This is a genomic window from Streptomyces nidicola (genome assembly GCF_050106155.1).
In the GTDB taxonomy this organism is placed as follows: domain Bacteria; phylum Actinomycetota; class Actinomycetes; order Streptomycetales; family Streptomycetaceae; genus Streptomyces.
In genome coordinates, this window is sequence record NZ_JBNBPI010000001.1 from 4,132,966 (window position 1) to 4,155,529 (window position 22,564).

17 protein-coding genes are annotated in these 22,564 nt (G+C 66.7%); 1 reads left to right on the plus strand and 16 read right to left on the minus strand.

Features of this window, described 5'->3' with window-relative positions; all coding sequences use genetic code 11:
• Positions 1-3 precede the first annotated feature (3 nt).
• Both rplC and rpsJ read right to left on the minus strand, forming a co-directional pair.
• Entirely contained in the window at positions 4-648 is a 645-nt protein-coding gene (gene rplC / locus ACOKM3_RS18765; RefSeq protein WP_422408941.1) for a 50S ribosomal protein L3, read from the minus strand.
• A 17-nt stretch (positions 649-665) separates the two neighbouring features.
• Positions 666-974 (minus strand): 30S ribosomal protein S10, encoded by a 309-nt coding sequence (rpsJ, locus tag ACOKM3_RS18770; protein ID WP_003948644.1) that lies wholly within the window; start codon positions 972-974, stop codon positions 666-668.
• A 587-nt stretch (positions 975-1,561) separates the two neighbouring features.
• On the opposite strand from rpsJ, the gene ACOKM3_RS18775 reads away from it, so the two are divergent.
• The gene (locus tag ACOKM3_RS18775; RefSeq protein WP_426901897.1) at positions 1,562-3,550 is read left to right on the plus strand and encodes a PIG-L family deacetylase; all 1,989 of its coding nucleotides are present in this window, start codon (positions 1,562-1,564) and stop codon (positions 3,548-3,550) included.
• 134 nt (positions 3,551-3,684) lie between these two features.
• Here ACOKM3_RS18775 and tuf read toward each other — a convergent pair whose 3' ends face one another.
• From tuf to nusG, 14 genes are all read right to left on the minus strand, one after another.
• The gene (gene tuf / locus ACOKM3_RS18780; RefSeq protein ID WP_385755871.1) at positions 3,685-4,878 is read right to left on the minus strand and encodes an elongation factor Tu; all 1,194 of its coding nucleotides are present in this window, start codon (positions 4,876-4,878) and stop codon (positions 3,685-3,687) included.
• Positions 4,879-5,031: 153 nt separating this feature from the next.
• Positions 5,032-7,158 (minus strand): elongation factor G, encoded by a 2,127-nt coding sequence (gene fusA, locus ACOKM3_RS18785; protein WP_426901899.1) that lies wholly within the window; start codon positions 7,156-7,158, stop codon positions 5,032-5,034.
• Between the two features lie 39 nt (positions 7,159-7,197).
• Positions 7,198-7,668 carry a 30S ribosomal protein S7 gene (gene rpsG, locus ACOKM3_RS18790; protein ID WP_266713060.1) on the minus strand — a complete coding sequence of 157 codons (471 nt, stop codon included), beginning with the start codon at positions 7,666-7,668 and terminating at the stop codon, positions 7,198-7,200.
• Between the two features lie 2 nt (positions 7,669-7,670).
• Positions 7,671-8,042 (minus strand): 30S ribosomal protein S12, encoded by a 372-nt coding sequence (gene rpsL, locus ACOKM3_RS18795; RefSeq protein ID WP_003948652.1) that lies wholly within the window; start codon positions 8,040-8,042, stop codon positions 7,671-7,673.
• 261 nt (positions 8,043-8,303) lie between these two features.
• The gene (locus ACOKM3_RS18800) at positions 8,304-8,849 is read right to left on the minus strand and encodes a DUF1707 and DUF4190 domain-containing protein (RefSeq protein WP_426901901.1); all 546 of its coding nucleotides are present in this window, start codon (positions 8,847-8,849) and stop codon (positions 8,304-8,306) included.
• Between the two features lie 119 nt (positions 8,850-8,968).
• Complete coding sequence (locus tag ACOKM3_RS18805; RefSeq protein ID WP_426901903.1) at positions 8,969-12,868, minus strand: DNA-directed RNA polymerase subunit beta'; 3,900 nt, start codon at positions 12,866-12,868, stop codon at positions 8,969-8,971.
• A 97-nt stretch (positions 12,869-12,965) separates the two neighbouring features.
• Positions 12,966-16,451, minus strand: coding sequence for a DNA-directed RNA polymerase subunit beta (gene rpoB / locus ACOKM3_RS18810; protein ID WP_426901905.1), 3,486 nt, complete (start codon positions 16,449-16,451; stop codon positions 12,966-12,968).
• Between the two features lie 584 nt (positions 16,452-17,035).
• Positions 17,036-17,425: a 50S ribosomal protein L7/L12 gene (gene rplL, locus ACOKM3_RS18815; RefSeq protein WP_385755860.1), complete on the minus strand. Its 390-nt coding sequence runs from the start codon at positions 17,423-17,425 to the stop codon at positions 17,036-17,038.
• A gap of 121 nt (positions 17,426-17,546) precedes the next feature.
• The gene (gene rplJ / locus ACOKM3_RS18820; protein ID WP_426901907.1) at positions 17,547-18,077 is read right to left on the minus strand and encodes a 50S ribosomal protein L10; all 531 of its coding nucleotides are present in this window, start codon (positions 18,075-18,077) and stop codon (positions 17,547-17,549) included.
• Positions 18,078-18,365: 288 nt separating this feature from the next.
• A complete protein-coding gene (locus tag ACOKM3_RS18825; protein ID WP_426901909.1) occupies positions 18,366-19,304 on the minus strand; it encodes an SCO4651 family lipoprotein in 939 nt (312 codons plus the stop codon).
• Positions 19,305-19,378: 74 nt separating this feature from the next.
• Entirely contained in the window at positions 19,379-20,056 is a 678-nt protein-coding gene (locus ACOKM3_RS18830) for an SCO4651 family lipoprotein (protein ID WP_426901911.1), read from the minus strand.
• Between the two features lie 148 nt (positions 20,057-20,204).
• Positions 20,205-20,936 (minus strand): 50S ribosomal protein L1, encoded by a 732-nt coding sequence (gene rplA, locus ACOKM3_RS18835; protein ID WP_385755853.1) that lies wholly within the window; start codon positions 20,934-20,936, stop codon positions 20,205-20,207.
• A 77-nt stretch (positions 20,937-21,013) separates the two neighbouring features.
• Positions 21,014-21,448: a 50S ribosomal protein L11 gene (gene rplK, locus ACOKM3_RS18840; RefSeq protein ID WP_040252631.1), complete on the minus strand. Its 435-nt coding sequence runs from the start codon at positions 21,446-21,448 to the stop codon at positions 21,014-21,016.
• A gap of 204 nt (positions 21,449-21,652) precedes the next feature.
• Complete coding sequence (gene nusG / locus ACOKM3_RS18845) at positions 21,653-22,534, minus strand: transcription termination/antitermination protein NusG (RefSeq protein ID WP_426901913.1); 882 nt, start codon at positions 22,532-22,534, stop codon at positions 21,653-21,655.
• Between the last annotated feature and the right edge of the window lie 30 nt (positions 22,535-22,564).

Genomic DNA, 22,564 nt, shown 5'->3' on the forward strand with positions numbered 1-22,564 from the left:
ACCTCAGGCCCCCTTGGTCGCGGTACGGACCAGGACGAGGCCGCCGTTCGGACCAGGAACCGCGCCCTTGATGAGCAGCAGACCCTTCTCCGCGTCAACGGCGTGGACGGTCAGGTTCTGGGTGGTGACCCGCTCGTTGCCCATGCGGCCCGCCATGCGGGTGCCCTTGAACACACGGCCGGGGGTGGCGCAACCGCCAATGGAGCCCGGCTTGCGGTGGATGCGGTGGGCACCGTGGGAGGCCTTGCCACCCTTGAAGTTGTGCCGCTTCATGCCACCGGCGAAGCCCTTGCCCTTGCTCTGGCCGGTCACGTCCACCTTGACGCCGCCGTCGAACACCTCAGCGGTGATCTCCTGGCCGAGGGTGTACTCGGACGCGTCCGGCGTACGAATCTCGACGAGGTGGCGACGGGGGGTGACATCGGCCTTGGCGAAGTGGCCCTTGAGGGGCTTGTTCACCTTGCGCGGGTCGATCTCGCCGAAGGCGAGCTGGACGGAGTCGTAACCGTCGACGTCGTTGGTACGAACCTGGGTGATCACGTTCGGACCGGCCTTGACGACGGTGACCGGAACAACACGGTTGTTCTCGTCCCACACCTGCGTCATGCCGAGCTTCTCGCCCAGGATGCCCTTGATCTGCTTAGTCATCTTCAGATCACCGGCCCTCAGAGCTTGATCTCGATGTCGACGCCGGCCGGAAGGTCGAGTCGCATCAGGGAGTCAACGGTCTTCGGAGTCGGGTCGAGGATGTCGATGAGGCGCTTGTGCGTGCGCATCTCGAAGTGCTCGCGAGAGTCCTTGTACTTGTGCGGCGACTTGATGACGCAGTACACGTTCTTCTCGGTAGGCAGCGGCACCGGGCCCGCGACCGACGCACCAGTGCGGGTCACCGTCTCGACGATCTTCTTCGCCGAGGAGTCGATGACCTCGTGGTCGTAGGCCTTGAGCCGGATGCGGATCTTCTGTCCCGCCATGGCTACTTAGTAGTCCTGTCTCTCGTAACGCTCTGGAACCCGGGGGCCCTGTTTCACACTTCCTCCGCCCCACGCGGTCGGGCGTGTCGCAGTCCCGCTGACAGAAATATCCGCATGGATTTCCCTGCTAAGGGGTCTGCGGCCAAGACCGCATGTACACGGGGGAAGAAACCCACCGAGTGCCTGGTCGAGAAACCTCGCTGACGCTTCCCGAAAGATTCCCGTACGTCCGGCCGATTGCTACCCCGAGGGATAGATACAGCCGACGAGTACTGTGGGACTCGCTTCCGGTCCTCCCGGCGGGAGGCGCGCAGCATCGGCACTCAACCGAGCAACCCCGACAGTCTGCCATACAGGGCATGTCCGGGGCCAATCGAGCCGAAGAGAGTACCCCCTCAGTGACGAAGGTCAAACCAGGGGTGGCCGTGTCCCGCGCACAGTACGCCGGTGGCGACCTCCCGGGACAGAGACCAAAGTCACCGGAACCCCGGCATCCCGTTGCCCCTCTGTTGAGGTGAACCACCTGAACAGAGGCGAGCGCACCACCCCCGAACGCTGCCTCGGCAGCGAACGGAGTGCGCGCCACCGTGCGGGAAAGACCCTCAACACCCCTTCCCTGTATAGCCGTTGGGCACGGCCCCGGCCGCCGGAGCGCCCTCCTTGGCGTCGCCGCGCTCGCCGCCGCGGGCACCCTCTCCGCCTGCTCCCGCACCGCCCCGGCGCCCTCCCGCGCCACCGCCCCCTCCCCCGCCACCGGCCGCGCCGCCGCACAGGCCGAGCGCGCCCTGCTGCTCCAGGTCCTCGCCCACCCGGACGACGACCTGTACTTCATGAACCCGGACACCCGCCGCGCCCTCGACGCGGGCACCCCGGTCGTCTGCGTGTACGTCACCGCGGGCGAGGCCGACGGCCGCAACAAGACACCCACCGACCGCGACCCGGCCCCCGACAAGGCGGCGTACTCCTCCGCCCGCCACCAGGGCCTGCGCCAGGCGTACGCGGCCCAGCTCGGTCTGCCCGTCTTCACCCGCTGGACCACGAGCGCCGTCCGGCTGCCCGGCGGCTTCCAGGTGGAGGTCGACTCGCTCCAACACCGGGGCCACAGCGTCGAGTTGGTGCATCTGAACCTCGGCATGCACACCCCGGAGGGCCACATGGGCGTCCCCGCCCTGTGGCGCGAACCGGGCCTCCTGCTGCGCACCCTCGTCCCCGTCGGCTCCCCGCTGAGCGCCGTCCAGACGTACGACCGCGAGTCCCTGGTCGACGTGCTCGTGGCGCTCTTCGAGCGGTACCGCCCGACCCTTGTTCACACCCTCGACCCGGACCCCGACATCCAGCGCAGCGACCGGCTCACACGAATACGCGACAGCGAGCAGCCGGGCTACTCCGACCACGCCGACCACACCGCCGTCGCCTGCTTCAGCTGGGCCGCGTTGATCCGCTGGACGCAGCGGGCCAAGGGCGGGCCGCCCGCGTTCGCCGCGACCGCCTTCCGTGGCTACTACAACAACCACTGGCCGAAGAACCTGCCGCCCCGGGTCCTGAAGGACAAGGCGGCCCAGCTCGTCCCGTACGGCGCCGCCCCCGACTGGAACTGCGGCAACCCCTCCGGCTGCGGCGACTACAACGTCGGCGGCGACCGCCCCCTCACCAACCGCAAGGGCTGGGTCCGCGCCACCCACTACCGCTATCCGGGGCCCCGGCTCGCTCTCGTCCCGAACGCCGGCGGACGCCTCACCGCGTACGGGGTGCTGGGGTTGCGCGCCGTGCGCTACACCGAGAAGGACGGTGAGTTCGACGCCCCGGCCGACCTCGGCGGCGGCCCGCTCGCCCCGTCCCTCGCGGCCGTCGCGCTCCCCGACGGGCGCCACCTCGTCGTCGGCCTGCGCCTCGCGTCCGTCCAGGACGGCGCCGACGTACGCGAGATCGTGGCCCTGGAGCGGCAGGCGTGGAAGGGCCTCGGCAACCCGGAGAGCGATCCCGACCGCGCCCGCCGCATCGGCGTCCCGGTGGCGACCGCCGCCCCGGACGGCCGCGTCCACGTCTTCGTACGCAATGCGGGGCAGGGCATCAGCACGCGGGTGCGCGACAGGTCCGGAGCCTGGTCCCCGTGGCGCGAGCTCGGCGGCGGCCCGGTCCAGGACGGGCTCACGGCGGTCGTCGGCGACGACGGCGAGGTGCACGTGTACGCCGCGGGCCGTGACACCGTCCACCACTGGACGCCTGAGGGCCCCGCGCCGCTGTCCGGACTGCCCACCCCCGCCGACGCCGTCGCGGCGTCCGGCGACCGCCTCTACTACCGGCCGCCGGCATCCGCAGAACTGCTGTCCACCGGCGGCCCGCGCATCCACTTCCCCGGCTACGGACCGGTGGCGGCAGCGGGCGCGTACCTCCTCGGCCGCGACACCGACGGCGACGTCCGGCTGCACCACGCGGGCCGCACGCTCCGTCCGAGCACGGCGCCGGTCACCCTGGACGGCCCGGCCCTGGCCCTGACCGCCCGCGGCCCGGCCGCCGCGGGCCTCTCCCCCGACGCCAGGCCATGGCTGTGGCGGCCGACGCAGGCGCGCGCCTGATCCACGTACCTGCCCCACGTAGTACCTGCCCCACGTAAAAGAACAGCAGAAAGGGCCCGTACGACCGAAGTCGTACGGGCCCTCTCAGGTGCTCTATGAGCTACCAGGCATCAAGCCCAACAGGTAAGTGAGACTTACTTGTTGATCTTGGTGACCTGGCCGGCGCCCACGGTCCGGCCACCCTCACGGATGGCGAACTTCAGGCCCTCTTCCATGGCCACGGGCTGGATCAGCGAGACGGACATCTCGGTGTTGTCGCCCGGCATGACCATCTCGGTGCCCTCGGGGAGGGTCACAACGCCCGTCACGTCCGTCGTGCGGAAGTAGAACTGCGGACGGTAGTTGTTGAAGAACGGCGTGTGGCGGCCACCCTCGTCCTTGGACAGGATGTAGGCCTGGGCCTCGAACTCGGTGTGCGGCGTGACCGAACCGGGCTTGATGATGACCTGGCCGCGCTCGACGTCCTCGCGCTTGATGCCACGGAGGAGGAGACCGACGTTCTCACCGGCCTGGCCCTCGTCGAGCAGCTTGCGGAACATCTCGATGCCGGTGACCGTGGTGGTGGTCTTCTCGGTCTTGATGCCGATGATGTCGACGGTCTCGTTGACCTTGAGGACACCACGCTCGATACGACCGGTGACGACCGTGCCACGACCGGTGATCGTGAAGACGTCCTCGATCGGCATCAGGAACGGCTTGTCGACGTCGCGCTCCGGGGCCGGGATGGCCTCGTCGACGGCGTGCATGAGCTTGAGGACGGAGTCGCCCCACTCCTTGTCGCCCTCGAGCGCCTTGAGCGCCGAGACCTTGACGACCGGAACGTCGTCGCCCGGGAACTCGTACTCGGAGAGGAGCTCACGGACCTCGAGCTCGACGAGCTCCAGGATCTCCTCGTCGTCCACCATGTCGGCCTTGTTCAGGGCGACGACGATGTACGGAACGCCGACCTGGCGGGCCAGGAGCACGTGCTCCTTGGTCTGCGGCATCGGGCCGTCGGTGGCGGCGACCACGAGGATGGCGCCGTCCATCTGCGCGGCACCCGTGATCATGTTCTTGATGTAGTCCGCGTGACCGGGGCAGTCGACGTGGGCGTAGTGACGCGCCTCGGTCTGGTACTCGACGTGCGCGATCGAGATCGTGATACCGCGCTGGCGCTCCTCAGGAGCCTTGTCGATCTGGTCGAAGGCCGAGGCCTCGTTCAGGTCGGGGTACGCGTCGTGCAGCACCTTGGTAATGGCGGCCGTGAGGGTCGTCTTACCGTGGTCAATGTGACCGATGGTGCCGATGTTGACGTGCGGCTTAGTCCGCTCGAACTTCGCCTTCGCCACTGGGTCCTCCTGTGGAGTGGTTCTGTACGCCTTGCTTCATCGGCGCCAGGTGATCTTTGCTGGAAAGCCGGGTCCTCGGGGCATTTCGCGGCTGTTGCCGCGAAATGCCCCAAGAAGCTCCGGAGTCAAGCCTAAAGCGTGAACTCGGGTGAGTTACTCGCCCTTGGCCTTCGCGATGATCTCCTCGGCGACGTTCCGCGGAACCTCGGCGTAGGAGTCGAACTGCATCGAGTAGCTCGCGCGACCCGACGTCTTGCTGCGGAGGTCGCCGACGTAGCCGAACATCTCCGACAGCGGGACCAGGCCCTTGACGAGACGTGCACCGGCACGCTCCTCCATGGCCTGGATCTGGCCACGGCGGGAGTTCACGTCACCGATGACCTCGCCCATGTAGTCCTCGGGCGTGGTGACCTCAACGGCCATCATCGGCTCGAGGAGCACGGGGCCGGCCTTACGAGCGGCCTCCTTGAACGCCTGCGAACCGGCGATCTTGAAGGCGAGCTCGGAGGAGTCGACCTCGTGGAAGGCACCGTCGAGCAGCGTGATGCGGACACCGGTCATCTCGTAACCGGCGAGGATGCCGAACTGCATGGCCTCCTGGCAGCCGGCGTCGACCGAAGGGATGTACTCCTTCGGGATACGACCACCGGTGACCTTGTTCACGAACTCGTAGCTCGCGTCGCCACCCTCGATCGGCTCGATCGAGATCTGCACCTTCGCGAACTGGCCGGTACCACCAGTCTGCTTCTTGTGCGTGAAGTCGACCTTCTCGACCGTCTTGCGGATGGTCTCGCGGTACGCGACCTGCGGCTTGCCGACGTTGGCCTCGACCTTGAACTCCCGCTTCATGCGGTCGACAAGGACGTCGAGGTGGAGCTCGCCCATACCACCGATGATGGTCTGGCCGGTCTCCTCGTCCGAGTGCACCTGGAAGGAGGGGTCCTCCTCCGCGAGACGCTGGATGGCGACACCCAGCTTCTCCTGGTCACCCTTGGACTTGGGCTCGATGGCGACCTGAATGACCGGCGCCGGGAAGTCCATGGACTCCAGGATGACCGGGTTCTTGTCGTCGGACAGCGTCTCACCGGTGGTGGTCTGCTTCAGGCCCATGACGGCGACGATGTCACCGGCACCCACCGACGCGATCTCCTCACGCTTGTTCGCGTGCATACGGTAGATCTTGCCGATGCGCTCCTTCTTGCCCTTGACGGAGTTCAGCACCGCGGTGCCGGCCTCCAGGCGACCCGAGTAAACCCGGATGAAGGTGAGCTTGCCCAGGTGCGGGTCGCTCGCGATCTTGAACGCGAGGGCCGCGAGCGGCTCGTCCTCGGACGGCTTGCGCGCGATGACCTTCTCCGGGTCCTTCACGTCGTGACCCTCGATGGAGTCGACGTCAAGGGGGGTCGGCAGGTAGCGCACGACCGCGTCGAGCAGGGGCTGAACGCCCTTGTTCTTGAACGCGGTACCGCAGAACACCGGGGTGACCGTCGTGTCCGCGGACTTGCCGGACGCGATGGTGATACGACGGATCGCGGCGTACAGCTGCTCCTCGGACGGCTCCTGGCCCTCCAGGTACAGCTCCATGATCTCTTCGTCGTTCTCCGCGACGGCCTCAAGGAGCTTGCCGCGGTACTCGTCCGCAGCCTCCTTGTGCGTGTCGGGGATCTCGACGGTGTCGTAGGCCTCGCCCTTGGCGGCCTCGGCCGACCAGACGTACGCCTTCATCGTGACGAGGTCGACGACACCCTGGAAGTCGGCCTCGGCCCCGATGGGGAGCTGCATGACGAGCGGCTGGGCGCCCAGGCGGTCCGAGATCATGTCCACGCAGCGGTGGAACTCGGCGCCGGTACGGTCCAGCTTGTTGACGAAGCAGATGCGCGGCACGCCGTAACGGTCGGCCTGACGCCACACCGTCTCGGACTGCGGCTCAACGCCGGCGACACCGTCGAACACCGTCACGGCACCATCGAGCACACGCAGGGAGCGCTCCACCTCAACGGTGAAGTCGACGTGCCCGGGGGTGTCGATGATGTTGATCGTGTAGTCGTTGTTCTCGAGCGGCCAGTGGCAAGTGGTGGCAGCAGACGTGATCGTGATGCCACGCTCCTGCTCCTGCTCCATCCAGTCCATCGTGGCAGCGCCGTCGTGGACCTCACCGATCTTGTACGAGACGCCGGTGTAGAACAGGATCCGCTCAGTGGTGGTCGTCTTGCCCGCGTCGATGTGGGCCATGATGCCGATGTTTCGGACCTTGGCCAGGTCAAGTGAAGTGGTAGCCATAAGGCTTCAGTCTTCTCTCGGTCTCGATGTGGGTTGCGACTACCAGCGGTAGTGCGCGAAGGCCTTGTTGGACTCGGCCATCTTGTGCGTGTCCTCGCGCTTCTTGACGGCAGCACCGAGGCCGTTGGAGGCGTCGAGCAGCTCGTTCGTCAGACGCTCGGTCATCGTCTTCTCGCGACGGGCGCGCGAGTAGCCGACGAGCCAGCGGAGCGCGAGGGTGTTGGCGCGGCCGGGCTTGACCTCAATCGGAACCTGGTAGGTCGCACCACCGACACGGCGGGACTTGACCTCGAGGGTCGGCTTGATGTTCTCAAGCGCGCGCTTCAGCGTGATGACCGGGTCGTTGCTGGTCTTCTCACGCAGGCCCTCCATGGCGCCGTACACAATGCGCTCGGCGGTGGAGCGCTTGCCGTTCAGCAGCACCTTGTTGATGAGGGAGGTCACCAGAGGAGAACCGTAGACCGGGTCGATGATGACCGGGCGCTTCGGGGCGGGGCCCTTACGAGGCATTCTTACTTCTCCTTCTTGGCGCCGTAGCGGCTGCGGGCCTGCTTGCGGTTCTTGACACCCTGGGTGTCAAGCGAACCGCGGATGATCTTGTAACGAACACCGGGCAGGTCCTTCACACGGCCGCCGCGCACGAGCACGATGGAGTGCTCCTGCAGGTTGTGTCCCTCACCCGGAATGTAGGCCGTGACCTCGATGCCGCTGGTCAGACGCACACGCGCGACCTTACGGAGGGCCGAGTTCGGCTTCTTCGGGGTGGTCGTGAACACACGCGTGCAGACGCCACGACGCTGGGGCGAACCCTCGAGCGCGGGCGTCTTGTTCTTCTCGACCTTGTCCTGCCGGCCCTTCCGGACCAGCTGCTGGATCGTAGGCACTACTTCTCCGGTTTCTGTGTGCCGAGTAGTAAAGCTAACCTGGAACGTTTCCCGACCCACGCGGTCGGGTGTGTCGAATACTGCAGACCCCCACCGAAGGCGGGAAGGCGGCAGATTGCGGTGGCCATGATCGGACTCGCCGTGCGGCTGATGACACGCACACGAGCCCAGGCACACCCCAGGCACAAGGTCTGAGCGTACCTATCTCATACGCTGTGGTCAAAACAAATACCCCGGAGCCAGGACACGCCGGGCGGCCCGCTACCCGTTACTGGACCCCGCGACGACGATCGCGACGACGATCAGGGCCCAGAACGCCACGGAAAGCCACCCGAGCACCAGCCCGCCGACCGCCATCCCGTCGCCGGACTCGCCCCGCTCCCGGATCTCCTTGCGCGCCATGTGCCCCAGGATCACCGCGGGGATCGCCGAGACCCCGGCGCTGAAGAACGTGCCCACACCGCACACCAGGGCCCCGATCGCCTTGCCGTTGGTGGCCCGCGGGGGCGGCGGCAGGAACGTCCGGGGCACGCCCATCATCTGCTGCTGGAACTGCTGCTGGAACTGCTGCTGGGGCGCCGGCCCCTGCGGCAGATCGGCCACGAGCATCGTCAGCTCGCCCACCGTGCGCGCCTGATAGGCCCGCTCGATCCGCCGCTCGTACTCGCTCTGCTGCAGGCGTCCCTCCGCGAACCCCGCGCGCAGCACATCGACGGCGCGCTCCCGGTCCGCGTGCGCGGCCAGCATCGACGGCTGATGACCCTGCTGGCCCGGCCACGGGACCGGCTGCCACGACGGATTCGACACGAGACCACTCCCCCGGGACCCGGACATGTTGTGGTGTCCATCATGCGTCAATACGCCGCAGGGCGGCCACCCCGGTTCTACCCGGCGTGGCCGCCCTGCGGTTTCACGCAGCTGCTCGCTTACTGGTTGTACGGACCGTAGTCGTAGTCCTCCAGCGGAACGGCCTGGCCGGAGCCGGTGCCGAACGGCGAGTAGTCGATGTCGTCGTAGCCGACGGCCGAGTACATCGCGGCCTTGGCCTCCTCGGTGGGCTCCACCCGGATGTTGCGGTAGCGGGACAGACCCGTACCGGCCGGGATGAGCTTACCGATGATGACGTTCTCCTTGAGGCCGATGAGGCTGTCGGACTTGGCGTTGATCGCCGCATCCGTCAGGACTCGGGTCGTCTCCTGGAAGGAGGCGGCCGACAGCCAGGATTCCGTCGCCAGCGAGGCCTTGGTGATACCCATCAGCTGCGGACGGCCGGAGGCGGGGTGACCGCCCTCGGTGACCACACGACGGTTCTCGCCCTCGAACTTCGAGCGCTCGACCAGCTCGCCGGGCAGCAGCTCGGCGTCGCCGGACTCGATGATCGTCACGCGGCGCAGCATCTGCCGGATGATGATCTCGATGTGCTTGTCGTGGATCGACACACCCTGCGAGTTGTAGACCTTCTGGACCTCGCCGACCAGGTGCACCTGGACCGCACGCTGACCCAGAATGCGCAGCACGTCGTGCGGGTTGGTGGCACCCACGGTCAGCTTCTGGCCGACCTCGACGTGGTCGCCCTCGCCCACCAGCAGACGGGCACGCTTCGAGATCGGGAACGGCGTCTCGTCGCTGCCGTCGTCGGGGGTGACGACGATCTTCTTGGTCTTCTCGGTCTCCTCGATGCGGATACGACCCGCGGCCTCGGAGATCGGGGCGACACCCTTCGGCGTACGAGCCTCGAAGAGCTCGACGACACGGGGCAGACCCTGGGTGATGTCGTCACCGGCCACACCACCGGTGTGGAAGGTACGCATCGTCAGCTGGGTACCGGGCTCACCGATGGACTGGGCGGCGATGATGCCGACCGCCTCACCGATGTCGACCAGCTTGCCGGTGGCCAGCGAGCGGCCGTAGCAGAAGGCACAGGTGCCGACCGCGGACTCACAGGTGAGCACCGAGCGGGTCTTGACGATCTCGACGCCGTGGGCGACGAGGGCGTCGATGAGCACGTCACCCAGGTCGACGTTGGCCGGCGCGATGACCTTGCCGTCGACGACGATGTCCTCGGCGAGCATGCGGGCATACACGCTGGTCTCGACGTCTTCGGTCTTGCGCAGCACGCCGTCGGCGCCACGCTCCGCGATCTGGAGCTTGAGGCCACGGTCGGTGCCGCAGTCCTCCTCGCGAATGATGACGTCCTGCGAGACGTCGACCAGACGACGGGTGAGGTAACCGGAGTCGGCGGTACGAAGAGCCGTGTCCGCGAGACCCTTACGAGCACCGTGAGTCGAGATGAAGTACTCCAGCACCGACAGGCCCTCACGGAAGGAGGCCTTGATCGGACGCGGGATCGTCTCGTTCTTGGCGTTCGACACCAGACCACGCATACCCGCGATCTGACGCATCTGCATCATGTTTCCTCGGGCACCCGAGTCAACCATCATGAAGATGGGGTTGGTCTTCGGGAAGTTCGCGTTCATCGCCTCGGAGACCTCATTGGTCGCCTTGGTCCAGATCGCGATGAGCTCCTGAGTGCGCTCTTCCTTCGTGATGAGACCGCGCTCGTACTGCTTCTGGACCTTCTCGTCCTGCGCCTCGTAGCCCGCGACGATTTCCTTCTTCGCCTCGGGAACGACGACGTCGGAGATGGCCACGGTGACGCCGGAGCGGGTGCCCCAGTAGAAGCCGGCCGCCTTCAGGTTGTCGAGCGTCGCCGCCACGATCACCTTGGGGTAGCGCTCCGCCAGGTCGTTGACGATCTCGCCGAGCTGCTTCTTGCCCACCGAGTAGTCGACGAACGGGTAGTCCTCGGGCAGCAGCTCGTTGAAGAGCGCGCGGCCCAGGGTCGTCCGCAGGCGGAAGCTGTCACCCGGCTGGTACTCGGGCTCACCCTCCTCGACGGGCGGCGGGGTCCAGCCGCGCGGCGGCATGGTGCCCACCGGGAAGCGGATGTCGACGGACGACTGGAGCGCCAGCTCGCCGGCGTCGAACGCCATGGTCGCCTCGGCCGTGGAGCCGAACGCGCGGCCCTCGCCCTTGACGTCACGGAGCTCACCGTCGGTGGTGAGGAAGAACAGGCCGAGGACCATGTCCTGGGTGGGCATCGTCACCGGACGGCCGTCGGCGGGCTTGAGGATGTTGTTCGAGGACAGCATCAGGATGCGGGCCTCGGCCTGTGCCTCCGCGGAGAGCGGCAGGTGCACGGCCATCTGGTCACCGTCGAAGTCCGCGTTGAACGCGGTGCAGACGAGCGGGTGGATCTGAATGGCCTTGCCCTCGACCAGCTGCGGCTCGAAGGCCTGGATGCCGAGGCGGTGCAGGGTGGGAGCACGGTTCAGCAGAACCGGGTGCTCGGCGATGACCTCTTCGAGGACGTCGTACACGACCGTGCGGCCGCGCTCCACCATGCGCTTGGCGCTCTTGATGTTCTGCGCGTGGTTCAGGTCGACCAGACGCTTCATCACGAACGGCTTGAAGAGCTCCAGCGCCATGGCCTTCGGCAGACCACACTGGTGCAGCTTCAGCTGCGGACCGACGACGATCACGGAACGCGCGGAGTAGTCCACACGCTTACCGAGAAGGTTCTGACGGAAACGACCCTGCTTGCCCTTGAGCATGTCGCTCAGGGACTTCAGCGGGCGGTTACCGGGACCGGTCACCGGGCGACCACGACGACCGTTGTCGAAGAGGGCGTCCACGGCCTCCTGGAGCATGCGCTTCTCGTTGTTCACGATGATCTCGGGCGCACCGAGGTCGAGAAGGCGCTTCAGGCGGTTGTTGCGGTTGATGACGCGGCGGTACAGGTCGTTCAGGTCGGAGGTCGCGAAGCGGCCACCGTCCAGCTGCACCATCGGACGCAGGTCCGGCGGGATGACCGGCACGCAGTCGAGCACCATGCCCTTGGGGCTGTTGCTGGTCTGCAGGAACGCGGAGACGACCTTGAGGCGCTTGAGCGCACGGGTCTTCTTCTGGCCCTTGCCGGTACGGATGATCTCGCGGAGGCGCTCGGCCTCCTCCTCGAGGTCGAAGGTCTCGAGGCGCTTCTGCAGCGCCGCGGCACCCATCGAACCGTCGAAGTACGTACCGAAGCGGTCACGCAGCTCGCGGTAGAGGAGCTCGTCGCCCTCGAGGTCCTGGACCTTGAGGTTCTTGAAGCGCGACCAGACCTCGTCCAGACGGTCGATCTCGCGCTGCGCACGGTCGCGCAGCTGCTTCATCTCGCGCTCGGCACCCTCGCGCACCTTGCGGCGCACATCGGCCTTGGCACCCTCGGCCTCGAGCTCGGCCAGGTCGGTCTCGAGCTTCTTGGCGCGGGCCTCCAGGTCGGAGTCGCGGCGGTTCTCGATCTGCTGACGCTCGACCTGGACGTGCGCCTCGAGGGAGGGCAGGTCGCGGGTACGACGCTCCTCGTCGACGAACGTGATCATGTACGCCGCGAAGTAGATGACCTTCTCGAGGTCCTTCGGGGCGAGGTCGAGCAGGTAGCCCAGACGCGACGGGACGCCCTTGAAGTACCAGATGTGGGTGACGGGAGCGGCCAGCTCGATGTGGCCCATCCGCTCACGACGCACCTTGGCGCGAGTCACCTCGACGCCGCAGCGCTCACAGATGATGCCCTTGAAGCGGACACGCTTGTACTTACCGCAGTAGCACTCCCAGTCCCGGGTCGGACCGAAGATCTTCTCGCAGAAGAGTCCGTCCTTTTCGGGCTTGAGGGTGCGGTAGTTGATGGTCTCGGGCTTCTTGACCTCGCCGTGGCTCCACTGACGGATGTCGTCAGCGGTGGCCAGACCGATCCGGAGCTCATCGAAGAAGTTGACGTCGAGCACTATGCGTCAATCCCTCTCAGGGTTGTAAGTCTGTGGTCTGAAACGGGGGTCGAGGGGTCGGCAGGGGCCCAGTGGCTGGGCCCCTGCCGGACTCCCGTCAGACCTCTTCGACGCTGCTCGGCTCGCGCCGGGACAGGTCGATGCCGAGCTCCTCCGCTGCGCGGAAGACGTCCTCGTCGGTGTCGCGCATCTCGATGGACATGCCGTCCGAGGACAGCACCTCCACGTTGAGGCACAGGGACTGCATTTCCTTGATGAGCACCTTGAAGGACTCGGGAATGCCGGGCTCGGGGATGTTCTCGCCCTTGACGATGGCCTCGTAGACCTTCACGCGGCCGGTGACGTCGTCGGACTTGATCGTCAGCAGCTCCTGGAGGGCGTAAGCGGCGCCATAAGCCTCAAGCGCCCACACCTCCATCTCACCGAAGCGCTGGCCACCGAACTGAGCCTTACCACCCAGCGGCTGCTGGGTGATCATCGAGTACGGACCGGTCGAACGCGCGTGCAGCTTGTCGTCGACCAGGTGGTGCAGCTTGAGGATGTACATGTACCCGACCGAGATCGGGTCCGGGAACGGCTCACCGGAGCGGCCGTCGAACAGCCTCGCCTTACCGGACGGAAGGACCATGCGGTCGCCGTCGCGGTTCGGCCGGGCGTTCTCGAGCAGGCCCGCGAGCTCGTCCTCACGCGCACCGTCGAAGACCGGGGTCGCGACGTTCGTACGCGGCTCGACCTGGTCGGCGCCGATCGCCTGCAGGCTCTTGGCCCACTGGTCGCTCAGACCGGAGACGTCCCAGCCCTGGCTGGCGAGCCAGCCGAGGTGGATCTCCAGAACCTGTCCCGGGTTCATTCGGGACGGCACACCCAGCGGGTTGAGGATGATGTCGACCGGGGTGCCGTCCTCCAGGAACGGCATGTCCTCGATCGGGTTGATCTTCGAGATGACGCCCTTGTTGCCGTGACGGCCGGCGAGCTTGTCACCATCGGTGATCTTGCGCTTCTGGGCCACGTAGACACGAACCAGCTGGTTCACGCCCGGCGGGAGCTCGTCGCCCTCTTCGCGGTCGAAGACGCGGACGCCGATGACCTTGCCGATCTCACCGTGCGGCACCTTCAGCGAGGTGTCGCGCACCTCGCGCGCCTTCTCACCGAAGATCGCGCGGAGCAGGCGCTCCTCCGGCGTCAGCTCGGTCTCACCCTTGGGCGTGACCTTGCCGACGAGGATGTCGCCGGCGACGACCTCGGCACCGATACGGATGATGCCGCGCTCGTCGAGGTCGGCGAGGACCTCCTCGGAGACGTTCGGGATGTCCCGGGTGATCTCCTCCGGGCCGAGCTTGGTGTCACGGGCGTCGACCTCGTGCTCCTCGATGTGGATCGAGGAGAGGACGTCGTCCTGCACGAGGCGCTGCGACAGGATGATCGCGTCCTCGTAGTTGTGACCCTCCCACGGCATGAACGCCACGAGCAGGTTCTTACCGAGGGCCATCTCGCCCTCTTCGGTCGCGGGACCGTCGGCCAGGACCTGGCCGGTGATGATCCGCGCGCCCTCGTCCACGACGACCTTCTGGTTGACAGAAGTGCCCTGGTTCGAGCGGGAGAACTTGTGCAGGCGGTACGTGCTGTACGTGCCGTCGTCGTTGGCAGTGGTGATGTAGTCCGCGGAGACCTCCTGGACCACACCGTCCTTCTCGGCCTTGAGCACGTCGCCGGCGTCGGTGGCGCAGCGGTACTCCATGCCGGTGCCGACGAGCGGCGCCTCGGACTTAATCAGCGGCACGGCCTGACGCATCATGTTCGCGCCCATGAGGGCACGGTTGGCGTCGTCGTGCTCGAGGAACGGGATCATCGCGGTCGCGACCGACACCATCTGGCGCGGCGAGACGTCCATGTAGTCGACGTCGTCACCGGGGACGTAGTCGACCTCTCCGCCACGGCGGCGGACCAGGACGCGGGCCTCGGCGAACTGGAGCTCGTCCGTCAGCGGCGCGTTGGCCTGCGCGATGACGAAGCGGTCCTCCTCGTCGGCCGTCAGGTAGTCGACGTCGTCGGTGACGACGCCCTCGACGACCTTGCGGTACGGCGTCTCGATGAAGCCGAAGGGGTTGATCCGGCCGTACGAGGCGAGCGAGCCGATCAGACCGATGTTCGGGCCTTCAGGGGTCTCGATCGGGCACATGCGGCCGTAGTGCGAGGGGTGCACGTCACGGACCTCGAAGCCCGCCCGCTCACGGGACAGACCACCCGGGCCGAGGGCGTTCAGACGACGCTTGTGCGTCAGCCCCGACAGCGGGTTGTTCTGGTCCATGAACTGGGACAGCTGCGAGGTACCGAAGAACTCCTTGATCGACGCCACGACCGGGCGAATGTTGATCAGGGTCTGCGGCGTGATCGCCTCGACGTCCTGGGTCGTCATGCGCTCGCGCACGACGCGCTCCATACGGGCGAGACCCGTACGGACCTGGTTCTGGATGAGCTCGCCGACGTTACGGATACGACGGTTGCCGAAGTGGTCGATGTCGTCGGTCTCGACGACGATCTCCCGGCCCGACTCGCCCACCGTCTCCGTCTCGCCCGCGTGCAGCTTCACGAGGTACTTGATGGAGGCGATGATGTCGTCGGTCGTGAGCACGCCGGCGTCCAGCGGCTCCTCGGCACCGAGCTTCTTGTTCACCTTGTAGCGGCCGACCTTCGCGAGGTCGTAGCGCTTCGGGTTGAAGTAGAGGTTCTCGAGCAGCGTCTGCGCGGCCTCACGCGTGGGCGGCTCGCCCGGACGCAGCTTGCGGTAGATGTCGAGCAGCGCGTCGTCCTGGCCCTGGGTGTGGTCCTTCTCCAGAGTGGCGCGCATGGACTCGTACTCGCCGAACTCCTCGAGGATCTGCTCGGTCGTCCAACCGAGAGCCTTCAGGAGAACGGTGACGGACTGCTTGCGCTTGCGGTCGATGCGCACACCGACCATGTCGCGCTTGTCGATCTCCATCTCCAGCCAGGCACCCCGGGACGGGATGATCTTGGCGGAGAAGATGTCCTTGTCGGACGTCTTGTCGATGGAGGAGTCGAAGTAGACACCCGGCGAGCGGACCAGCTGGGAGACAACGACACGCTCGGTGCCGTTGATGACGAAGGTGCCCTTGTTGGTCATGAGCGGGAAGTCGCCCATGAAGACCGTCTGGGACTTGATCTCGCCGGTCTCGTTGTTGGTGAATTCGGCGGTGACGAAGAGCGGAGCCGCGTACGTGAAGTCGCGCTCCTTGCACTCGTCGATGGAGTTCTTCGGCGGTTCGAAGCGGTGGTCGCGGAACGTCAGGGACATCGACCCGGAGAAGTCCTCGATCGGAGAGATCTCCTCGAAGATCTCCTCCAGACCGGACTTCCTGGGGACGTCCTGACCCGACTCGAGAGCCGCCTCGACCCGACTCTGCCAAGCGGTGTTTCCGAGCAGCCAGTCAAAGCTCTCGGTTTGCAGCGCGAGCAGGTTCGGGACCTCGAGGGGCTCCCTGATCTTTGCAAAGGAGATGCGCAGCGGGGCGGTGCTGGCGCCGTTGTTCGTATTCGCGATCGAGGCGTTGCGCGAGGCGGCCAAGAGGGGGTCCTTCCGAGGGCTCGGACTCACTACGCGCGTACCGGTCCCAAGCCATACACGGGACAGAGCCCCTGATCTGGCATATGGCCAGGTCAGAGCCGATTCAATCCACAGTGCTGAGGCGAGGGCATGCCCCTGGTGACGGGCAGGGAGCAGCTAACAGGCAGCGCAAAGGGACAGTGTAGCCAGAAGGCCCACTGATGTCCAGTGCGGGTTTTTTGAGACCCTCGTTGTTCTCATCCGTTCACCGTCTGCGGCGTTCCCTGTGCGCTGAGCGCACATCCTTACTGCCCTCTTCGCCGTCGATCCATGCCTCGGATCCGGATCGTTGTGACGACGCGTCCTGAGAATTGCGCGCTGCGTGCTGTTCGTCAAGGCCCCCTCTTGGCCGAACAGGGGTGGCGCCAGGCACAACGAAGATCACCATACTCTGCACGTCCGACAGCGCAAGGCACCCTCGGCCTGCGATCCGGACAACGCCGAAGGGCGACCACCCAGTTGGGTGATCGCCCTTCGGTACCTCGGCGTTACAGCTCCCGGGGGAGCAATTTCACCGGAGAGGAGTCGACAGACTCGAAGAGGTCTTACTTGACCTCGACGGCCGCGCCGGCGCCCTCGAGCTGCTCCTTGGCCTTCTCGGCAGCGTCCTTGGCGACCTTCTCGAGGACCGGCTTCGGGGTGCCGTCGACGAGGTCCTTGGCCTCCTTGAGGCCCAGGGAGGTGAGCTCGCGCACGACCTTGATGACCTGGATCTTCTTGTCACCGGCGCCGGTGAGGATGACGTCGAACTCGTCCTGCTCCTCGGCGGCCTCGGCGGCGGCGCCACCAGCGGCACCACCGGCGACGACGACCGGGGCGGCGGCAGCGGCCTCGACGTCGAACTTGTCCTCGAAGGCCTTCACGAACTCGGAGAGCTCGATGAGGGTCATCTCCTCGAACTGCGCAAGCAGCTCGTCCTGGGTGAGCTTCGCCATGATGGCGGTCCTTCCACTAAATCGGCAGGTGCCGGATGTACTGGGTGAGGCGGGCGTACGTTCGGGCCCGCTGCGATCCCTGCCGCCCGGTCAGGCGGCGAGGATCAAAAAGCGAGCCGAGTTACTCGGCACCGCCCTGCTCGTCCTGCTTGGCACGGAGCGCGTCCAGGGTGCGGACGAGCTTCGTCGGCAGCGCGTTGAAGACGGAGGCAGCCTGCGACTGCTTCGCCTTGAAGGCACCGGCCAGCTTGGACAGCAGAACCTCGCGGGACTCGAGGTCCGCAAGCTTCTTGATCTCGTCGGCGGACAGCGCCTTGCCGTCAAGGACACCGCCCTTGATGACGAGATTCGGGTTCTCCTTGGCGAAGTCACGAAGACCCTTGGCCGACTCCACCGGGTCACCGGTGACGAAGGCAACCGCCGTCGGACCGTTGAACAGGTCGTCCAGCGTGTTGATCCCGGCCTCGTTGGCCGCGATCTTGGTCAGCGTGTTCTTCACCACGGCGTACTCGGAGTTCTCACCGAGCGAACGGCGCAGCTCCTTGAGCTGGGCCACGGTGAGACCCCGGTACTCGGTCAGCACAGCGGCGCTCGAGCTGCGGAACTTGTCCGTGAGCTCGGCTACCGCGGCAGCCTTGTCGGGCGTCGGCATAGAGCGTCAGCCTCCTTCCGGGTGATGAGGACCGCTCGCAAGGAGGCTGGGGAAAACGAAACGCCCCGGCGCAGGCGCACGGGGCGTGAGCTCGACCGGATTCCCCGAAGGGGTTCCAGGAGCACTTCCACGGTCACCTGCGCGGGTCGTCCGCAGTTTCAGCGGATCCTTCGGCCACCGAACCCTCTTGCGAGCGCACGGCAACGACCAGCGGTCTTTGGCTTCTGTGGAAGGTTACGTGAAAGAGAGCGTGTCGAGCAAATCCGCTCAGACGCCGCGGTCGCCCCCCTAAGAGGCAGAACCGGTGCTGCTGCCGGCGCCGCCGGAGGCCCCGCCGAGCTCCTTGAGCATCTGCATCATGTCGAAGGTCTGGCTCGCGGGCGGCACATCGGCCTTCACCGCGGCGCCGTAGTCGGAGAACTTCTCCGACATCTGGATGGCGCCCTGCGAGCTGTCCATCGTGACGTCGAGCCGGACCGGCAGGTCGTCCTTGTTGATCCACAGCTCGGTGTCGTAGGTCTTGATACCGGCCTTCTTGACGTTCTTGAGCAGCTGGTCGCGCTCGGACTTGCCGAGGACCTTCAGCGAGTCGTTCTTCGCCAGCATCTCGTCGACCGTCAGCTTGCCCTTGTAGTGCTGCGTCTCGGCGCCGTCCACCGTGGCCGAACCGAGGTGCTTCAGGTTGGGCGAGTCCAGGAGGACGGCGATCTGCTGGGCCGGGTCCTGGTTCATGTTGTCCAGGCTGCCGGTCATCTGGCTCGCCAGCTTCTCGTCGCCGGACTTCTTCGCCATGGCGGCGAGGTCCATCTTCATCCAGCGCTTGCCGTCCATGGTCTTGGCCGCGTTGGCGCCCATGTCCATGTACATCACGTTGTCCTGCATGAGCATGCGGATGTTCTTGGGCGCGTCGGCGCCGCCCCCGGAGAGCGCGGCCCCGGACATCGTCATATCCATGACGGTCGGGTCCCAGCCCATGGTGCCGGACATCTTCATGTCGCCACCGCCCTGGGCGGCCGTCGGCATCTTCATGGTCATGTCGACCTTGGCGGACTTGGCCGCGGAGGTCTTCGTGTACGCGGCCTTGACGGCCTGCGCGACCGACTGGGACCCCGTCCCGGAGGCCTTCTCGCTGCCCTTGTCGTCGCCGCCACCGCAGGCGGCGACGGCCGAACACAGCAGCGCGGTGGCAGCGGCGGCGCCGACCACACGTCGTACGGAAACAGTCATCTTGAATCCCACCCCTTGGTGCGTCTCGATCTGTCCGCACGATAGCGGACGGCTCGGACAGCCCGCCCACAGCTTCATCCGGCGCCCGTGACGTCCGCGAAGTCGACGGTGTCCCGTGCTGCCGGGCGTTCGACCGCGGCCGGGGCGCCGTATCCGCGGTAGTGGACGGTCACCGTGAAATCACCCACGTGCTGGGCGCGCTGCACCAGGTGGTGCCGTGCATCGAGCCATACGTCGATGTGTCGGCGGCCGACGGTCCCCCGATAGTGGGTGGCCCGTGTGCCGCGCACGGTCTCCCGACCCACCCTGTGGACGTCCTCGGCCTCGATGAGGCCCTTGAGGGCGTCGGCCGGGGTGAGGTCGCTGCGGGTGTCGTAGGGGCGGCGGATCCAGTGCCGGCCGCCCTGGAGCTCGGCGAACCGGTCACTCATGCGCGTGTACTGGGCATCCGGAAGGAAGCGCGTCTGGGACGGGTCACCGCCCAACGCGCGCGTGGATGCGGCCAGTTCGCCGCCCGTGACCCGCACGGTCAGGGTGCCCTCGACACCGTCCGACCAGCCGAGCGCGCCCGTACTGCGCGAGGTCAGCCGCTTGCCGGTGGTCATCGTCGCGTCGACGCGCGCCGAGCCCGCCGCGACGACCTGCTGCCGGGCCGTGCGCAATGCCTCGCGCGCTTCGCGCACCTCGCCTGCCCCGTGCTCCTGTGTGCCGCCGCAGGCGGTGAGCAGGATGCCCACGGCTGCCAGAGTCACTACGCGCGCGTACCGCAGCATCCACTCCCCCAGTCGGTCACCGCGAAGCTAGCGCAGCCACCGCGCCGTACGGGCCGGAAAAGCGGAACGGGCCCCGCACCTCGAAAGGTGCGGGGCCCGTAGCCGACTTCAGCGAGCCTTATGGGGCTCAGACCGCGGCCGGGTCCTCCTCGACGAGGAGGTTGCGGGTGCGGTTGGAGTCGAGCTGAATGCCGGGGCCCATCGTGGTGCTGATGGCGGCCTTCTTGATGTAGCGACCCTTGGCGGCGGACGGCTTCAGGCGGAGGATCTCCTCCAGGGCCGCGCCGTAGTTCTCCACCAGCTTGGCGTCGTCGAAGGACACCTTGCCGATGATGAAGTGCAGGTTCGCGTGCTTGTCGACGCGGAACTCGATCTTGCCGCCCTTGATCTCGGTCACGGCCTTGGCCACGTCCGGGGTCACGGTGCCGGTCTTCGGGTTCGGCATGAGGCCACGCGGACCGAGCACGCGGCCGAGGCGGCCGACCTTGCCCATGAGGTCCGGGGTGGCGACAACGGCGTCGAACTCGTTCAGGCGGTCGCCCTTGGCGATCTCGGCGATGAGCTCGTCGGAGCCGACGATGTCGGCGCCAGCGGCTTCCGCGGCCGCAGCACGGTCACCGGTCGCGAAGACCAGGACCCGGGCGGTCTTACCGGTGCCGTGCGGGAGGTTCACGGTGCCACGGACCATCTGGTCGGCCTTGCGCGGGTCAACGCCCAGGCGGAAGGCGACCTCGACGGTGCCGTCGAACTTCGACGTGGAGGTCTCCTTGGCGAGACGGACGGCCTCGAGCGGGGCGTAGAGCTTGGCCCCGTCGACCTTGGCGTCCGCAGCGCGGAGAGACTTGCTGCGCTTGCTCACTTGCTTCTCCTGAGTTCTAGAGGAGTCGTGGTGCGGGCCGAGCAGGCCCTGCCACGGATGGATCTGCGAGGTGGAGGTCAGCCCTCGACCGTGACGCCCATGGAGCGGGCGGTGCCGGCGATGATCTTGGACGCGGCGTCCAGGTCATTGGCGTTGAGGTCGGGCATCTTGGTGGTGGCGATCTCGCGGACCTGCGCCTCGGTGATCTTGGCGACCTTGGTCTTGTGCGGCTCGCCGGAGCCCTTCTCGACACCAGCGGCCTTGAGGATCATCTTCGCGGCCGGCGGGGTCTTGGTGATGAAGGTGAAGGAACGGTCCTCGTAGACCGTGATCTCCACCGGGATGACCCAACCGCGCTGCGACTCGGTCGCGGCGTTGTAGGCCTTGCAGAACTCCATGATGTTCACGCCGTGCTGGCCCAGCGCGGGGCCGACAGGCGGGGCCGGGTTGGCGGCGCCGGCCTGGATCTGGAGCTTGATAAGCCCCGTGACCTTCTTCTTCTTGGGAGGCATGTGCTCTCTCTCCGGGTCTTAGTGAGAGTGTTCGGCCGCCATCCTGATCAAGGCTGATCGATGATCGTCCAGATCATCCGGATGGAGGCATACCGCACAACGATAACGGGTATCCATGCGCGGCTAAAAACCGAGCAGGTCAGACAGGCTTTGGGGCCCGTCTGACCTGTTCGGAAGCGTGTGCCCAGAAGGCGCCGGAAAGGGCTAGTTCTTCTGGATCTGGTCGAAGCTCAGCTCGACCGGGGTCTCGCGGCCAAAGATCTCGACGAGGCCCTTGACCTTCTTCGAGTCGGCATTGATCTCGTTGATCGTCGCCTGCAGCGTCGCGAACGGGCCGTCGGTGACGGTGACCGAGTCGCCGACCTCGAAGTCCAGGACCTGGACCTCGACCTTGCGCTGCGGCGCCGGCTTGCCCTCGGACTCGGCGGCCTCGCGGGCGGCCTTCTCCTCGGCCTCCGGGGCGAGCATCTTGACGATCTCGTCCAGGGTCAGCGGGTACGGGTCGTAGGCATTGCCCACGAAGCCGGTGACGCCGGGCGTGTTGCGGACGACACCCCAGGACTCGTTCGTCAGATCCATGCGGACGAGAACGTAGCCGGGCAGCTTGTTCTGCCGGACGTTCTTGCGCTCGCCGTTCTTGATCTGGACGATCTCTTCCTCGGGGACCTCGGCCTGGTAGATGAACTCCTCGACGTTGAGCGAGACGGCGCGCTGCTCCAGGTTCGCCTTCACGCGCTTCTCGTAGCCCGCGTAGGTGTGGATCACGTACCAGTCGCCGGGCAGGAACCGCAGCTCCTCGCGGAGCGCGGCGATCGGGTCGACCGGCTCCTCCTCGACGGCTTCCTCGGCCTCTGCGTCGGCCTCATCGGCCTCGGCCGGGACGTCCTCCGCCTGGGCTTCCTCGGCGGCCTCGGCGTCGGCGTCCACCACGGTCTCGACCGCGGCTTCCTCGGCGGGCTCGCCGGCAGCGATGTCGGCAGCCTCTGCCTGGTCCGGGTCCTCGGCGTCCGCCGCCTCGACGATGTCGAGCTCGTCCTCAGCGGACTCGACCGGCTCGATCGCCTCGTTCAGGTTCGGGTCAGACACTGTGGCTGCTTCTTCCTGGATACATAGGGG

What these genes read in the sequence shown, in the direction of transcription:
- rplC (WP_422408941.1), bottom strand. Translation starts at nt 648, where the DNA reads ATGACTAAGCAGATCAAGGGCATCCTGGGCGAGAAGCTCGGCATGACG.
- rpsJ (WP_003948644.1), bottom strand. Translation starts at nt 974, where the DNA reads ATGGCGGGACAGAAGATCCGCATCCGGCTCAAGGCCTACGACCACGAG.
- fusA (WP_426901899.1), bottom strand. Translation starts at nt 7,158, where the DNA reads ATGGCTACCACTTCACTTGACCTGGCCAAGGTCCGAAACATCGGCATC.
- rpsG (WP_266713060.1), bottom strand. Translation starts at nt 7,668, where the DNA reads ATGCCTCGTAAGGGCCCCGCCCCGAAGCGCCCGGTCATCATCGACCCG.
- rplL (WP_385755860.1), bottom strand. Translation starts at nt 17,425, where the DNA reads ATGGCGAAGCTCACCCAGGACGAGCTGCTTGCGCAGTTCGAGGAGATG.
- rplJ (WP_426901907.1), bottom strand. Translation starts at nt 18,077, where the DNA reads ATGCCGACGCCCGACAAGGCTGCCGCGGTAGCCGAGCTCACGGACAAG.
- ACOKM3_RS18825 (WP_426901909.1), bottom strand. Translation starts at nt 19,304, where the DNA reads ATGACTGTTTCCGTACGACGTGTGGTCGGCGCCGCCGCTGCCACCGCG.
- rplK (WP_040252631.1), bottom strand. Translation starts at nt 21,448, where the DNA reads ATGCCTCCCAAGAAGAAGAAGGTCACGGGGCTTATCAAGCTCCAGATC.